Annotated in this window: 17 protein-coding genes and 1 riboswitch; of the genes, 9 read left to right on the top strand and 8 right to left on the bottom strand. The window is 71.9% G+C overall.

Annotation, left to right across the window (positions count from 1 at the left end):
* Positions 1-624 precede the first annotated feature (624 nt).
* Positions 625-1,611 (bottom strand): GlxA family transcriptional regulator, encoded by a 987-nt coding sequence (locus HF519_RS00160; protein WP_169409533.1) that lies wholly within the window; start codon positions 1,609-1,611, stop codon positions 625-627.
* A gap of 112 nt (positions 1,612-1,723) precedes the next feature.
* Between HF519_RS00160 and HF519_RS00155 the strand changes: the two genes are divergently transcribed.
* Positions 1,724-2,179, top strand: a complete 456-nt coding sequence (locus HF519_RS00155) for a DUF6010 family protein (protein ID WP_246241992.1) — start codon at positions 1,724-1,726, stop codon at positions 2,177-2,179.
* Between the two features lie 236 nt (positions 2,180-2,415).
* Here the strand turns inward: HF519_RS00155 and HF519_RS00150 are convergent, their stop codons facing one another.
* Entirely contained in the window at positions 2,416-3,255 is an 840-nt protein-coding gene (locus tag HF519_RS00150; protein ID WP_169409532.1) for a putative protein N(5)-glutamine methyltransferase, read from the bottom strand.
* Positions 3,256-3,535: 280 nt separating this feature from the next.
* Between HF519_RS00150 and HF519_RS00145 the strand changes: the two genes are divergently transcribed.
* Positions 3,536-4,246 carry a dienelactone hydrolase family protein gene (locus tag HF519_RS00145; protein WP_169409531.1) on the top strand — a complete coding sequence of 237 codons (711 nt, stop codon included), beginning with the start codon at positions 3,536-3,538 and terminating at the stop codon, positions 4,244-4,246.
* A 15-nt stretch (positions 4,247-4,261) separates the two neighbouring features.
* On the opposite strand, the gene HF519_RS00140 is transcribed toward HF519_RS00145, so the two are convergent.
* From HF519_RS00140 to HF519_RS00125, 4 genes are read right to left on the bottom strand one after another with little or no spacing between them, the layout of a single operon-like run.
* Complete coding sequence (locus HF519_RS00140; RefSeq protein WP_169409530.1) at positions 4,262-5,263, bottom strand: metallophosphoesterase family protein; 1,002 nt, start codon at positions 5,261-5,263, stop codon at positions 4,262-4,264.
* 2 nt (positions 5,264-5,265) lie between these two features.
* Positions 5,266-5,679 (bottom strand): arsenate reductase ArsC, encoded by a 414-nt coding sequence (locus HF519_RS00135; protein WP_169409529.1) that lies wholly within the window; start codon positions 5,677-5,679, stop codon positions 5,266-5,268.
* Positions 5,676-6,776: an ACR3 family arsenite efflux transporter gene (arsB, locus tag HF519_RS00130; RefSeq protein WP_438826362.1), complete on the bottom strand. Its 1,101-nt coding sequence runs from the start codon at positions 6,774-6,776 to the stop codon at positions 5,676-5,678. Before arsB ends, HF519_RS00135 begins: the two co-directional genes overlap by 4 nt.
* On the bottom strand, positions 6,773-7,150 hold the full coding sequence (locus HF519_RS00125) for an ArsR/SmtB family transcription factor (protein WP_169409528.1): 378 nt from the start codon (positions 7,148-7,150) through the stop codon (positions 6,773-6,775). Before HF519_RS00125 ends, arsB begins: the two co-directional genes overlap by 4 nt.
* 72 nt (positions 7,151-7,222) lie before the next feature.
* Between HF519_RS00125 and HF519_RS00120 the strand changes: the two genes are divergently transcribed.
* Positions 7,223-7,735: an ArsI/CadI family heavy metal resistance metalloenzyme gene (locus tag HF519_RS00120; RefSeq protein ID WP_169409527.1), complete on the top strand. Its 513-nt coding sequence runs from the start codon at positions 7,223-7,225 to the stop codon at positions 7,733-7,735.
* A 115-nt stretch (positions 7,736-7,850) separates the two neighbouring features.
* Here HF519_RS00120 and HF519_RS00115 read toward each other — a convergent pair whose 3' ends face one another.
* Positions 7,851-8,474 carry a superoxide dismutase gene (locus HF519_RS00115; protein WP_312859801.1) on the bottom strand — a complete coding sequence of 208 codons (624 nt, stop codon included), beginning with the start codon at positions 8,472-8,474 and terminating at the stop codon, positions 7,851-7,853.
* A 336-nt stretch (positions 8,475-8,810) separates the two neighbouring features.
* On the opposite strand from HF519_RS00115, the gene HF519_RS00110 reads away from it, so the two are divergent.
* Positions 8,811-9,161, top strand: coding sequence for a hypothetical protein (locus tag HF519_RS00110; protein ID WP_169409525.1), 351 nt, complete (start codon positions 8,811-8,813; stop codon positions 9,159-9,161).
* A gap of 8 nt (positions 9,162-9,169) precedes the next feature.
* Here the strand turns inward: HF519_RS00110 and HF519_RS00105 are convergent, their stop codons facing one another.
* Positions 9,170-9,484: a DMT family transporter gene (locus HF519_RS00105; protein ID WP_169409524.1), complete on the bottom strand. Its 315-nt coding sequence runs from the start codon at positions 9,482-9,484 to the stop codon at positions 9,170-9,172.
* Positions 9,485-9,495: 11 nt separating this feature from the next.
* A riboswitch (guanidine-III (ykkC-III) riboswitch) is annotated at positions 9,496-9,562 on the bottom strand.
* Positions 9,563-9,829: 267 nt separating this feature from the next.
* Here HF519_RS00105 and HF519_RS00100 point away from each other — a divergent pair.
* From HF519_RS00100 to HF519_RS00080, 5 genes are all read left to right on the top strand, one after another.
* Positions 9,830-11,515: a sigma-54-dependent Fis family transcriptional regulator gene (locus tag HF519_RS00100; RefSeq protein WP_169409523.1), complete on the top strand. Its 1,686-nt coding sequence runs from the start codon at positions 9,830-9,832 to the stop codon at positions 11,513-11,515.
* A gap of 146 nt (positions 11,516-11,661) precedes the next feature.
* The gene (locus tag HF519_RS32630; protein ID WP_169409522.1) at positions 11,662-11,919 is read left to right on the top strand and encodes a DUF7218 family protein; all 258 of its coding nucleotides are present in this window, start codon (positions 11,662-11,664) and stop codon (positions 11,917-11,919) included.
* A gap of 243 nt (positions 11,920-12,162) precedes the next feature.
* Positions 12,163-12,732: a D-glycero-alpha-D-manno-heptose-1,7-bisphosphate 7-phosphatase gene (locus HF519_RS00090; protein WP_169409521.1), complete on the top strand. Its 570-nt coding sequence runs from the start codon at positions 12,163-12,165 to the stop codon at positions 12,730-12,732.
* The gene (locus HF519_RS00085; RefSeq protein ID WP_169409520.1) at positions 12,729-13,790 is read left to right on the top strand and encodes a glycosyltransferase family 9 protein; all 1,062 of its coding nucleotides are present in this window, start codon (positions 12,729-12,731) and stop codon (positions 13,788-13,790) included. The genes HF519_RS00090 and HF519_RS00085 overlap by 4 nt, the downstream gene beginning before the upstream one ends.
* Positions 13,787-14,797, top strand: a complete 1,011-nt coding sequence (locus HF519_RS00080; RefSeq protein ID WP_169409519.1) for a glycosyltransferase — start codon at positions 13,787-13,789, stop codon at positions 14,795-14,797. The genes HF519_RS00085 and HF519_RS00080 overlap by 4 nt, the downstream gene beginning before the upstream one ends.
* Position 14,798: the final 1 nt, after the last annotated feature.

Genomic DNA, 14,798 nt, shown 5'->3' with positions numbered 1-14,798 from the left:
TCTGGTTGCAGTTCTGGTGGCATTCGGCTCGCTACGCGGCCGTCGGCGGCCCCTCTCCGCCGGCCTCGTCCGCCGGTGGGGGCTCGCCCGGTGCAGCCGGTGGCTTCCACAGGAGCCCGCCGACGTGGATCGCCACGTCGCGCCGGACGGGCGCGACCACGTGTTGGTAGCGAGCCGCCATGGCTGTGCTGGACCAGCCCATGACCGACATGACGGTGCGTTCCGTGACACCTACCTTCGTTGCGCATGGCCCAACTCCTCTCCGCAGGAGTCGGCGAATTGTCGGCGCAGCGCGTATCGGGACGGCGGTCGCTCGAAAGCTTCGAGCATTCGATGCCATCCCTACCCTGGTCGCGAGCAGGGCGCGTGCCGGCGTACACCCTGCATCCGATGCGGGTACGAGCTGTGGCAATGCCCGGGAGCAATCGTCAGCCCGCACTCGGCTCGCCCCGTCCCCGGGGGCAAGCGCTGGTGCTGCGAGGTCGCCGCGCGTCAAATCAGCAGCTTTGTCGCCGGCGCTGTGCCCTCGAATTCCGTGGATCGCGCCTGATCCGCTATACCGAGGTGCGCGCAGCAGCGCACTGTGTCCCGGGCTCGTCGAGCGCGCGGTCGACAAAGAGCCGGTCACCCTGAGCTTGTGCCGACGGCTCCGGCGTTCGCCGGGCTGTGCGGTCTGGACCGAAACGCGCGCCGGTACGCCCAGGGACTGACGCCCACGACCTCCTTGAACCGCTCCCGGAACGTCGTGGCTGCCGCGAAGCCTGTCAGGGTCCCGACCTGCTCCACCGGCACGTCGGTCGTCTCCAGTAGTTGCTGCGCCCGGCGGACCCGGTACCGAGTGAGCCACTGCATCGGCGTCGTGCCGGTCTGCTCGCGAAACCGGCGGATCAAAGTGCGGCTGCTGACAGCGGCTCGGGCGGCGACGTCATCGAGGCTGAGGTTGCGGGCGGCGTTTCGAGCCATCCACTCCAGCAGCGGTTGCAAGGACGAACCGTCCGCCGTCGGGGGCTCATGTGCGATGAACTGGGCCTGCCCGCCGGCGCGTTCCAGCGGCATCACCGACAGTCGTGCGGTCTCGGCGGCGACTGCGCCTCCGTGGTCGCAGCGAACGATGTGCAAGCACAGATCGAGCCCAGCGGCGGCGCCAGCCGAGGTCAGTACGTTCCCCTCGTCCACGTAGAGGACGTCCGGCTCGACGTTCACTGTGGGATAGCGCCGCGCCAATGCTGAGGCTGCGGCCCAGTGGGTTGTCGCGCGGCGGCCGTCGAGCAGGCCCGCCGCGGCGAGGGTGAACGCGCCGACGCAGATGGATGCCATGCGTGCTCCCCGGGCTGCCGCGGCCCGCAGGGCGTCCAGCACCTGCGGCGGGATGGCGGCCTTCAGGTCGGCGACCCCGGGCACGACCACGGTGTCCGCCGCGCTCAGCGCGTCCAGGCCCCATGGCGCGCGCAGCGCGAAGGCGCCGGCGTTGATCTCGTCGCGGTCGGCGCAGACTCGGACGTCATAGGCAGGTCGCCCGTCGAACAGGCGGGCCCGGCCGAACACCTCCAGCGGGGTTGCCAGGTCGAAGCCGATGACGCCATCGAAAGCAACGACCGCCACGGTGTGCATCTCCGGGACGCTACCTCGACGCGAAGCCAAGGCCTGGCGCTAATCCGTTGAGGGTTGGCGATCCGGTCACTGTCGTTGCCTCAACCGCCGGCCTAGCGTGCTGGCGGTGACCATGATCGCGCCCATCCTGATCGGGCTGGCATACGTCGCCCTGAACTCCCTTGTCCGCGTTGAGCACCGTCGGCCACTCAACGCCGTCATGGTCTCCGGTGCCGGCGCGGCCTACCTCAGCGGTGGCTTCGGCGTGTGGGAGTTGCTGTTCACCGCGGCCATGACCTACGCGGCCTTTCGGGGGCTGCACTCCTGGCAATGGATCGGCGTCGCGTGGCTGCTCCACACCGTCTGGGACGTGCTGCACCATCTCTACGGCGACCCGATTCTGCCCTTCGCGGTGCACTCTTCGTTGGGGTGCGCGATCTGCGACCCGGTCATTGCTGTCTGGTGCTTCGCCGGCGGCCCGTCCGTCATGGACGCCTGGCGCCGCTGGTCGCCGTGGGCTCGCCACACCGGCCAGGCGACGGAAACCACGACCGCCTCGACCCCGGACCCTCCGTTGAGACGATCGTGAAATTTCTGGTTGCCAGGTCTCCCGCGTACCCGACCGAGCAACAACGACCTCGCGCCGCAGGGCCCAACCATGGACATCACCTCCCGGTCCTCGAAAGCGTGTGAGGGTTCACGCCCTCCGTGGGTTCAAATCCCACCGCTACCGCCAGAACCAGGCAGGACGCCGGGCCTCCCGAACAGGGAGCGTCCGGCGTTCCGGCTGTGGTCCCGGTTCCGTTCACCTCACGCAGATCTACATCACGGAGGGCCGGCAGGCGCCGGAGTGGCGGGCCGGGTTCCGATGACGACGGTGGCGTTCAGTTCCTCGGACCGGGCCACCCGCGACACGAGCCCGCTGCGGACGAAGGCTTCGACGGTCCGCAGTGCCTGGCCCTCGCTCGTCTCGACCAGCAGGTGGCCGCCCGGTGCCAGCCATGACGGCGCCGTGGCTGTCACCCGCCGCTGGACGTCGAGACCGTCCGCGCCACCGTCGAGCGCCACCCGCGGCTCGTGTAGCCGGGCCTCCGGTGGCAGCAGCCTGACCGCCTCTGTGGGTACGTAGGGCGCATTGGCGACCAGGATGTCGACGCGGCCCCGCAGCGTAGCGGGCAGCGGCTCGTAGAGGTCCCCGGCGAACACCTGACCACCGGCGGCGGCGACGTTGCGACGGGCGCACCGCACCGCGGCGGGGTCGACGTCGACGGCGTACAGCTCGACCCGGCCCAGAGCCGCGACCAGGGCTGCGCCCACCGCGCCGGAGCCGCAGCACAGGTCGACCACCAGTCGTGCCCGGGCGACGGCCTGGCCAGCACCCGCACGGGCCGTGGCGGCCGCCTGGCGGACGAGGAACTCGGTGCGGCGACGGGGCACGAACACTCCGGAGTCCACGGCTATCCGCAGGCCACAGAACTCCGCCCAGCCGAGGACGTGTTCGAGGGGACGGCCGGCGGCCCGCCGGTCCACCATGGCGGCCAGGTCGGCCGGTGTCCGTGCCGCGGAGATGAGCAAGCGCGCCTCGTCCTCGGCGAACACGCAGCCGGCGGCCCGAAGCCTGGAGACGATGCCCGAGCGGGGGCGGGATGAGGGGGAGACCGACATGGGAGCCTTTCGGGACGCCGAAGGGTGCTCCCCGGTCACCTAGGTCGGGTCGACCGCAGGGCCGTGAGGTGGGAGCACCCAGCCTGATCGAGCGGTTATGGGTCTCACCTCCTCGGTAGGTCTCCTGCTGGAGACGGCAACACTACCCGGCGTGCCGGGCGCGGTGAGGTCGACCGGAGCCCGTCCGCGCGCGCCTCCGGGTGCGGGGGTCTTCCCGGGATCGGGTGGCGCCGGGATGATCGCCACCTGCCGGCGCTCGCCGGCATCGAGGGAGGATTCGGTGGTCTTCAGTCGATACGAGCAGGTCGAGGCCCATGACGGTGGGGTCTTCGACGCGTTCTGCGCCCGACCCGACCGCGAGAGCGGCCCGGCGATCCTCCTCTTCCAGGAGATCTTCGGCATCAACGACAACATCCGGGGGCTCGCGGAACGGCTCGCCGAGGCGGGCTACCTGACGCTCGCACCCGACATGTTCTGGCGCATCGAACCGCGCTTCGAGCGGAACGACGAGTCCGGCCTCGCCGACGGCATGGCCATGGTTCAGCAGCTGGACTGGGCCTCGGCCGGCGCCGACATCACCTCGGCCTTCGCGCATGTGCTCTCCATGCCGGAGTGCAGCGGCACCGTCGGTGGCGTCGGGTTCTGCCTCGGCGGCACGCTCACCTACGTCTTCGCGACATCGACCCGGGTCGACGGCCGGGGTCCGGACGCCGCCGTGTCCTACTACGGCTCGGGAATCCAGCAGATGCTCGGCCAGGCCGGCTCGATCGAGTGCCCGATGATGTTCCACTACGGGAACCGTGACCCGTACATCCCCGAGGAGCAGATCACCGCCGTGGAAGCGGCGGTGAAGGAGCGCCCGGGGGTCACGATCCACCGCTACGACGCCGGCCACGCGTTCTCCAACTGGGACGCGCCCTCGATGTACGACAAGGAGGCAGCCGACCTGGCCTGGAGTCGCACCCTGGGCTTCTTCGCCGACCACCTGTAGGGCTGCGCCTGCCCTTCAGCCCCCGGTGATCTGGACGCCGCCGCGCGCGGCCTGTTCGATCCGCAGCCAGGTGCTGTCGGCGATGCGGGCGTGGTAGCCCTGGTGACCCGGCGATCCGGGTGGCCAGGTGGCGAGGAAGTCCGCCGTCCACCGTTCGGTGTCGAATCGCACGGGTAGGGCGTCGAAGCGCAACCCGTCCATGTCGAGGCCGTAGAGGCTGTCCGCCGGTGGCTCGGTCCCGGTGGACAGGCGGGTGATGACGCCGTGGCGGCGTCCGGCGAAGTTCGGCAACCCGGCGGAGCCGTTGTTGGCCACGAGATGGCGCCGGCCGCCGCCGTGGTGATCCTGGGCGTAGGGCAGCCCGGTGTGGGTGCAGCAGATGACGTCGGCGTCGGCCCGGCCGAACCAGTCGAGCACCTGGTCGGTCCCGGTGGGCATGCCGGAGAAGCCGGTGCGGGCGCGGACGTCCTCGTCGCCCGGCTCGACGGCTTCGAGGGCGAGCTTCCAGCCGGCGAGGGACTCGGGATCGCCGTGCACGATCGCGACCCGGCGGCCGCCGACCGCGACGTCCAGGTGGCGGGGCAGGTCGGCGAGCCGGGCGAGGTGCTCGGGATGGTCGGCGGCGGTGGTGCGGAGGCGTTCGACGACGGCGTTGGAGGCGGTGACGACGCTGTCGCCGACGTAGTCCGGATAGTCGCAGCCGCACCCGACCTCGGCGCCGTCGGTGGTGAGCGCGTACTCGACGTTGCCGAGGGTGACGTGGTGGGCGGCCACGCCGTCCGCGACCGTCCGGAAGGCGGCGGGGTCGGCGTCGAGGTAGTGGAAGTCGCCGTTGAACACGATCTCGGGCGGCGCCGGTTCGGCGGCCGCGCGCTCCCGGACGGCGTCGAGGGCCCAGGCGTTGCCGTAGAGCCCGCCCACCACGTACAGCGTGGCGCAGCCGAACGCCACCGGCCCGGCGAGGTCCTCGGGCCGGTAGCGGTAGGCCAGCGGGCAACTGCGCCCCGGGCCGGACATGGCTACCGGTCCCCGGCCGGGACGAGTTCCGCGAGGAGCCCACGGACCCGGGCGTCGATGTCGTCCCGGATCGGGCGGATGTCCTCGACCGATCTGCCGGCCGGGTCCGTGAGCTCCCAGTCGAGGTAGCGCTTGCCGGGGAAGACCGGGCACGCATCGCCGCAACCCATCGTGACGACGACGTCGGCGGCTTCCACGGCGTCCGTGGTGAGCCGCTTGGGGAACTGCATGGACAGGTCGATGCCCAGTTCGTCCATCACCGCACGGACCGCGGGGTTGATCTCCTCCGCGGGCGCGGACCCCGCGGACGTCACCCGGACCGCGCCCCGGGCATGGTGGGCCAGCAGGGCAGCCGCCATCTGGGAGCGGCCGGCATTGTGCACGCAGACGAACAGCACCTCGGGAACATCGGTCACGGGGTTCCTCCCGGAACGGACCGGCGCGCCCACCGGCGACGCGCGGCGAGGGAGACGTAGACGAGGGCGACCAGGACCGGGACCTCGATCAGCGGGCCGACGACCCCGGCGAGAGCCTGTCCGGACGTGACGCCGAAGGTGGCGATCGCGACGGCGATGGCGAGTTCGAAGTTGTTGCCGGCCGCGGTGAACGCCAGGGTGGTGGCCCGCTCGTAGCTCAACCCGATCGCCGAGCCCAGCGCGTAGGACCCCGCCCACATGATCGCGAAGTAGGCCAGCAGCGGCAGCGCGATGCGGGCGACGTCGAGCGGACGGCTGGTGATGGCGTCACCCTGCAGGGCGAACAGGACGACGATGGTGAACAACAGCCCGTAGAGCGCGAACGGCCCCACCCTCGGCAGGAACGTCGACTCGTACCAGTCCCGCCCCTTGGCGCGCTCACCGAACCGGCGGGTCAGGTAGCCGGCGACCAACGGAATCCCGAGGAAGATCAGCACCGACCCGGCGATGTCCCACGACGAGACGGCGAGGTCGGTCTGCGGCAGGCCGAGCCAGCCGGGCAGCACGTCGAGGTAGAACCAGCCCAGGCCGGCGAACGCGATCACCTGGAACACCGAGTTGAGGGCGACGAGCACGGCGGCGGCCTCGCGGTCGCCGCAGGCCAGGTCGTTCCAGATGATGACCATCGCGATGCACCGGGCCAGCCCGACGATGATCAGGCCGGTGCGGTACTCGGGCAGGTCGGGCAGCATCAGCCAGGCCAGCGCGAACATCAGCGCGGGTCCGAGGACCCAGTTCAGGACCAGCGACGAGATCAGCAGCCTGCGGTCGCCGGTGACGGTGTCGAGCCGGTCGTAGCGGACCTTCGCCAGCACCGGGTACATCATGATCAGCAATCCGAGCGCGATGGGCAGCGAGACGCCGTCGATCGCGATCGCGTCCAGCGCCGGGCCCATGCCGGGGATGAGCCGGCCGGCGGCCAGCCCGAGGACCATCGCCGCGAGGATCCACACCGGGAGGAACCGGTCGAGGGTGGAGAGCCTGCCGACGACACCGGCCGATCCGGCGTCGGCGGAGGTCAGGTCAGGAGACGTCACGCTCCCACCGCCGGCGCCTGGTCGGGCACCAGCACGTCGGACAGCCGGCGCAGCGCGTCCGGCTCGACCCGGTAGTACACCCAGGTCCCGCGCCGCTCGCCGGAGATCAGCCCGGCCTCGCGCAGCACCTTGAGATGGTGCGAGATCGTCGGGCCGGTCAGGTCGAACACGCCGGTCAGGTCGCAGACGCACGCCTCCCCGCCCGCGTGCGAGGCGATCAGCGACAGCAGTCGCAGTCGTACCGGATCGCCCATCGCCTTGAACAGCCGCGACAGTTCGGCCGACAGTTCGGCCGACAGCGGCTCGCGAACGAGCGGTGAGCAGCACGCCGGCTGCCAGGTCCCCTCGGTGAGCGCCAGGTCTTGATTCGACATGTTTCTACCTTGACAGGCATCGATCCAAGGCGCAACGTCTGTATCGACAACCATCGAAACAAGGGAGTGGTCATGTCTCGCGTTCAGCTCGCGCTGCGGGTCTCCGATCTCGACGGCTCGGTCGCCTTCTACCGGAAGCTGTTCGGGGTCGAGCCCGCCAAGCGCCGCCCCGGCTACGCCAACTTCGCCATCGTCGAGCCCCCGCTCAAGCTGGTGCTCATCGAGGGGGAGGCGGACCGGCCGACCGTGATGGACCACCTCGGTGTCGAGGTCGAGACCACCGAGGAGGTCCACGCGGCAACGCAGCGGCTGTCCGAGCTCGGCCTGTTCACGAAGGTCGAGGACGACACCACCTGTTGCTACGCGCTGCAGGACAAGGTCTGGGTGCACGGACCCGGCGCCGAACCGTGGGAGGTCTACACGGTCAAGGCGGATGCACCCGAGGCGACGGGCATTCACCCGGCCGGCGCCTCGCCGGCCGCCGACGGCGACTGCGTCTGCGGCACCCCGATGCGTGCTGCCGACACGGGCTCGCCGGACGCCGGGGACGAGGCGGCGTGCTGCGGCCCGGCCGCCGCCGGCTGAGGGCGCCGGGCGGCCGGAGCCGCCAGGGCAGGCAGAACGCCGGGCGCCCCGAGCGGGAGCGCCCGGCGTTCTGTCCCGGAGGGGCCGGACACCGCGTCGCCCCGGTCACGGCCGGTCAGGGCGTGATCAGTCCGGTGGTCGTGGTGCGCGCGGCGTCGAAGCGGGCGCCGGCGTCGGCCCAGTTGACGACGTTCCACCAGGCGGTGACGTAGTCGGCCTTGACGTTGCGGTACTGCAGGTAGAAGGCGTGCTCCCACATGTCGAGCAGCACGAGCGGGACGATGCCGACGGGGACGTTGCCCTGCTGGTCGTAGAGCTGGAAGACCAGCAGTCGCCGGCCGAGGGAGTCCCAGCCGAGGATCGACCAACCGGAGCCCTGGATGGCCAGCGCGTTGGCCTGGAAATAGGCGCGGAAGGCGTCGAACGAGCCGAACTGGTCGTCGATGGCCGCGGCGAGCTCGCCGACCGGCTTGTCGCCGCCGTCGGGGGACAGGTTGTTCCAGAAGACGGAGTGGTTGATGTGCCCGCCGAGGTTGAACGCGAGGGTCTTCTCCAGTCCGCCGATCGCGCCGAAGGACTCGTTCGCGCGGGCCTCGGCGAGCTGCTCGAGGGTGCTGTTGAGCCCGTTGACGTAGGTCTGGTGGTGCTTGGAGTGGTGCAGTTCCATGATCTCGCCCGCGATGTGCGGGTCGAGGGCGCCGTAGTCGTAGGGCAGGTCGGGCAGCGTGTACTCGGACACGGATCTCCTCCAGCGTGGACGATGAAGATGCCACTCTCTTGCAATAGCGATCATGCCGCAATGGCAGGACATCTGCGCTAGCGCACCGTGCGATGGACGAGTACCGTGTTGCAAGATCCTTGCAACAGATGCGAGGGTTCCCGCGTTGGTGATCGTTCTGGCAGCTCGACGCCGACGCTGCGTGGGCTCGGTCCGCCGACTCGGGCCGCGGGCCGGCCCACGCACCGGGCTCCTGGTGAGCGGCGACCACGCGATCGGGTTACGCCCGCGGTTCCTCGCCCCGGCGGTGACGAGCCCGGCCCCACCCGTCGCGGGGCCGCGCGGGATGCTCTGCGCATGTTCTACATCGGCCCCGGAGCCGACGAGCTGACCGACGAACACGAGGGGTACGTGTCGGGGCGCTGTCCGGACGGCTCGCTCACCGGGATCTGGACCGACGTCCGCGACGAGCCGGGCGCCTACAGCGGCTACGTCCCGGCCTGCGAGTGCGGCTGGACCGGCGACGCCGCGGACCCCACGCCCGCCGGCCACCACGCCGCGCAGCGCCGCTGGCTCACCGACCACTTCGCGCTGCTCGTCCGGGAACTGCCCGCGCTGGCCAGGGTCGATGTGACCGAGCGCGATTTCCTCTGGAGCGGGGTGCCCGCGGTCGTCCGCACGCCGCCCGCCGGTCACACCGTGTCCTGAACCTCCGGCTAGTGCAGAACCTTCAGACCCACCACGCCCGCGACGATCGCCAGCAGGCACAACAGCCGCGCGACCGTCGCGGGCTCGTCCAGAGCCGCCATCCCGTAGGCGGCCGTGCCCACCGCGCCGATCCCGACCCAGACGGCGTAGGCGGTGCCGACGGGTAGCGAACGCAACGCGAGCGAGAGCCCGACCATGCTCGCGATCAGGGCGACGCCGAAGATGACCGACGGGACCAGCCGGGAGAGCCCCCGCGACTGGGCCAGCGAGGCCGCCCACACGGTCTCGAGCGCACCCGAGACGACGAGATAGACCCAGGCCATGACACCTCCGCGCCGCGTCGTCTTGTCGGACCGGGTACGACGCGCCTCGTCCGGGGGTGCCGCCCGACGGCGGGCCCACCGAAGGCTAGCCGGGGGAGGTGGATATTCGGCACGAGTGTCCAGATCGCGTACACCCACCATCGTTCGGAACGGCTCAGACTGGCCGCCAGCGCTGCCCGCACACCGCCGCCGAGCCGCCGGCGGCGTCTGATGCCATCACCGGGCCGGCGGCGCGACCCGCCCGCCGGCCCGGTGAGCCAGATCCTCCGGCGACGCGGGGTGCGCGAGCGGGGCGATTCGTGCGAGCGTCGGGGGACACGCAGCGCAGCGGGTCGAGGAGATCAGATGAGGGCAGGAACCGCCTGGGAGCAGTTCCACGCCGGTGAGGAGCCGCGGGACGTCCGCGGCGAGGTCCTCACGTCCTGGCGTCGGTCGCGATTCAGTGGCGTGGACCCCGAGTACGTCGAGCCCCCGTACATCGAGACCGACCTCGACTCCCACTTCGTCCGCGTCGCGGTCCCCATCCTCACCGGCATGGCCGGGCTGCTCGCCGGCGGTGACACGTGTCTGGCCCTCTCCGACGCCCGCGGCAGCGTGGTCTGGCGCTGGGTGTCCGAGCCCGCGCTGCGGGCCGCGCTCGACGAGCTACGGGTCGACACCGGCTACTGCTTCGACGAGGAGCTCGTCGGCACCAACGGCCTGGGCACCGCCCTGGAGACCGGCGACATCGCCGTGATCCGAGGTTCCGAGCATTTCGTGCATCGTTTTCACGACGTCACGTGCGTGGCCGCACCGGTCCGGCACCCGGTCACCCAGCGCACCGTCGGTGCCGTCAACGTCACCTGCCGGGCCGAACACACCAACCCGCTGCTGTCGGTGGTCGTGCTCAAGCTGGTGGAAGAGATCAGGGGAGGTCTGCTGGCCGCCGCGAGCACCCGGGAGCGCCGTTTGCTCGCGGGCTTCCTGGCAGAGCAGCGCCGCTCCACCGGTCCGGTGCTCACGGTGGGGGAGGACGTCTTCATCGCCAACCGGGCGGCGGCCGATCTCGGCCTCGACCACCGGGCGCTGTGGGATGAGCTGCGGACGGCCCGGATCACCGGCGAGAACTCGGTGATCGCGCTGCCTGCGGATCTGTCCGGACGGGTGCGTCTGCTGCGCGACGGCCCGACGACCACCGGCGCGGTGGTGACGATCACGGGCCCGGTCGCGCAGGCCCCGAAGCGGCGGCCGGCCACGTCCGTGGACGCCGCGAGCACGTGGGAACGGCTCTTGGCCGAGGCCACGGCCCTGGTCGCCGACGGTCCGCTGGTGGTGCGCGGCGAACCGGGGACGGGAAAGGCCACGCTGCTGGCGACCGCGCTGGCCGGACGGTTCGGGGTCGAACCGGTGGTGATGGACGCGGCCACCTGCCCGGTCGAGGGCCTCCCGGCCTGGGCGGCGCGGCTCAGTGAACATCTCGGCGACACACCGGTTCCGCTCGTGCTGCGACACGTCGAGCTGCTGTCCGAGGAGGCCTCCCGTGCGGTGGGGGCGTTTCTCGCCGAGGGTGGGCACGGCCCGCTCGGGGTGACGCTCACGGTGTCCGATGCGGGCGGGACCGACGACCCGGCCCGGTTGCTCGACCGGCTGGGTGGGGCCGCGCTGACCATCCCGCCGCTTCGGCGGCGCTCCTCCGACATCGTGGCCCTGGCCCAGCGGGAGCTGCGCGGGCACGGCCCGCGGCTGTCGTTCTCCCTGCAGGCACAGGCGGCACTGCGCCGCTACGACTGGCCGGGCAACGCCCGCGAGCTGAGCCGGGTCGTGCGGGACGCGGCGCGCAGCGCGCGCGGCGGTGTCGTGGGACTGGAAGCGCTGCCCGCGGAGATCCGGGCGGCGTCGGGGCGGCGGGTGCTGAGTCCGCTGGAACGAGCCGAGTCCTCGGTGATCGCCGCGGTGCTGCAGGAGTGCGGCGGGAACAAGTCCGCCGCGGCGAAGGAGCTGGGCATCTCCCGGACCGCGCTCTACGCGAAGATCCGTAGCTACCGGCTCTGACGTGGGCGGACCGGGAGCCGTGCCCGCCCGCAGCGGGTGCAGTGTCCGGCCCGGCCGGGCGACCGGCCGGACCGGCGGCTCCGACGTGCGCGGGAGCGAACGACCCGCCACAGTGGGGTCTTCGTCGATCTCACCGGAGGTGTGTCGTGCCGAACCCGAGCATCAAGGACGAGAAGACCTACCAGAAGGTGCGCGAGGAGGGTGCATCGAAGGAGAAGGCCGCTCGTATCGCCAACGCCGCGGCAGGGGAGGGCCGCAGCAAGGTGGCCCAGCGCGGCGGGTCGTCGAATCGGTACGAGGACATGACCAAGGACGAGCTCTACGAGCGCGCGCAGAAGGTCGGGATCAAGGGCCGGTCGGACATGAACAAGGACGAACTCATCAAGGCCCTGCGCGACCACTGAGCCTCGCGTTCACTCCGTCACCGGCAGGCCGCTCCCGCGCAGAGCCCGCCGTCATCGGCCGGTGGCGCACACCACCCGCCGACACCGACTGAGCCGGCGGGCGCGCGAGCCGGCCGGTCCCCGCCCACCGAATCGCCCTAGCCCGAACGGGTAACACTGCTCTCAGAATGATTACGAAGAGTAGTAGTGGGCACAGCGAGTAGCAGTTCTCAGGGGATCGGTTTAGGCGCGGGGTGGTCGGAGATGCCACGTAATGTGACTCCTTCTCGCAGCAGGCCGACGGGAGCCGTCCTGTTCGACCGGGACGGCACTCTCGTCACCGATGTGCCCTACTGCGCCGACCCCGGCCTCGTGCGCCCGGCCGCAACCGCCGGCCATGCCGTCGCCCTGCTGCGCGAGGCGGGCGTGCCCGTCGGTGTGATCACCAACCAGTCCGGTATCGCCCGCGGCATCATCAGCGAGTCCACCGCTCGCGCGGTGAACCGGAGGGTCGACGACCTGCTCGGCCCCTTCGACGTCTGGCGAATGTGTCCGCACGGTCCCGGCGACGGCTGCGTCTGCCGCAAGCCGAGGCCCGGCATGATCCTTTCCGCGGCCGCCGAGCTCGGCCTGCGACCCACCGATGTGGCCGTCATCGGCGACATCGGGTCCGACATGGAGGCCGCGGCCGCAGCGGGAGCCGTCGCGGTGCTCGTGCCGACCCCGGTGACCCGGCCCGAGGAGGTCGCCGCCGCACCGGTGGTCCGGACCGATCTGCTGTCGGCCGTGCAGCACCTGCTCGGGACGGTCCTGTCGCCGTTGGAGACGGAATGAGCCGCCACGTGCTGGTGGTCCGGTTGGACGGGGCCGGCGACGTGCTGCTCGCGGGGCCGGCCGTGCGGGCCGTCGCGGCGGCCCCCGGCACCGACGTCACGCTCCTGTGTGGACCCGCAGGGGAGGATGCCGCCCGGATGCTGCCCGGGGTGCGCGACGTCCTGGTGTGGGCGGGTCCCTGGGTGCTCGGCGATCCGCCCCCGGTGGACGGTGCGGACATCGACCGGATCGTCCACGAGTTGTCCGAACGCGATCTGGACGAGGCAGTGGTGCTGACCTCGTTCCACCAGTCGCCACTGCCCACCGCGCTGCTGCTGCGCCTGGCCGGCCTCGCCCGCGTCACCGGCGCGTCCGTCGACTACCCGGGGTCGCTGCTCGACGTGCGGCTGCGTCCGGGGGACGGTCCCGGGGACACGCTGCCCGAGGGCCTCCCGGAGGTGCAGCGCGGCCTGGCGATCGTCGCCGCCGCCGGGTTCCGGCTCCCGATCGGCGACGATGGCGGGCTCGCCGTGCGGCCGCCGCCCGACGTCTCCCACGTACTCGCCGACTCCGGCGAGCCCTACGTGGTGCTGCACCCGGGTGCCGCGGTCGGGGCACGCTGCTGGCCTGCTGGCCACCACGCCCGGACCGCCGCGCTGCTCACCGACGCCGGTGTCCGAGTCGTCGTCACCGGCGGGCCCGACGAGCGTGCACTGACCGCCGCCGTCGCCGGCCGGCACGGGCTCGACCTGGGCGGGCGCACCACCCTCCCGGAGCTCGCGGGCGTGCTCGCCGGCGCCGGCGCCGTCGTCGTCGGCAACACCGCGGCCGCGCATCTCGCCGCGGCCGTGCGCACGCCGGTGGTCTCGCTGTTCGCGCCGGTCGTCCCGGCGGTGCGCTGGCGACCCTACCGCGTGCCGCACGTGCTCCTGGGCGACCAGTTCGCCGCCTGCCGCGACACCCGGGCCCGGGCCTGCCCGGTGCCCGGCCACCCCTGCCTGAGCGGGATCGGTCCCGAGGAGGTCGTGCGTGCCGTGGACCGGTTGCGCAGCCTGCGGACCGCGGGGGTGCGAGTGTGAACATCCTGGTCTGGCACGTGCACGGATCGTGGACGACGGCATTCGTCCAGGGGCCGCACCGTTACCTGCTGCCGACCCTGCCCGAGCGGGGTCCCTGGGGAGGGGGCCGGCCCGCCGCCTGGGACTGGCCGGCGGATGCCGTGGAGGTAGCGCCGGCGCAGCTGGCCGACGCGGGCGTCGACGTGGTCGTGCTGCAGCGCTCGGAGGAGGTCGGGCTGGCGACGCGCTGGCTCGGCCGGGTCCCCGGCCGCGACGTTCCCGCGGTGTTCCTCGAGCACAACGCCCCGCGGGGGCATGCCGCGACCACCCGGCACCCGGTCGCCGACCGTCACGACCTGACCCTGGTGCACGTCACGCACTTCAACGCCCTGATGTGGGATGCCGGCCGGACCCGCACCGCGGTGATCGAACACGGCGCGGTCGACCCGGGGCAGCGGTACACCGGTGAGCTGGCCGCAGCCGCGGTAGCGATCAACGAACCGCTGCGGCGCAACCGGATCACCGGAACCGACCTGCTGCCGCGGCTGGCCGCGGCGGCCCCGCTCGACGTGTTCGGCATGGGCACCGACGGCCTGGGCCGCGAGCTGGGAGCGCCGGACCGGATCCGGGGCATCGGCGACCTGCCACAGCACCGGATGCACGCGGAGATGGCCCGCCGCCGGGTCTACCTGCACCCCATGCGCTGGACCTCGCTGGGCCTGTCGCTGATCGAGGCGATGCTCCTGGGCATGCCCGTGGTGGCGCTGGCGAGCACCGAGGCACCGGAGGCGGTCCCGCCGGGAACCGGGACCTGCTCCACCGACCCGGCCCGGCTGGAAGCCGCGGTGCGCGAGCTCGTGATGGACCCGGGGCGGGCCCGTGAACAGGGCGCGGCGGCGCGGGCGCACGCGCTGCGGCGCTACGGGCTCGACCGATTCCTGCGGGACTGGGACGCCGTACTGGACCACGTGATCAGTACCGACAACGGACGGCGGCGGGTCATCCCCGCCGCGAACGGGAGGAGGTGAC

It is taken from the genome of Pseudonocardia bannensis (assembly GCF_012911875.1).
GTDB lineage: Bacteria > Actinomycetota > Actinomycetes > Mycobacteriales > Pseudonocardiaceae > Pseudonocardia > Pseudonocardia bannensis.
This window is presented reverse-complemented; position numbering and strand designations above follow the sequence as displayed.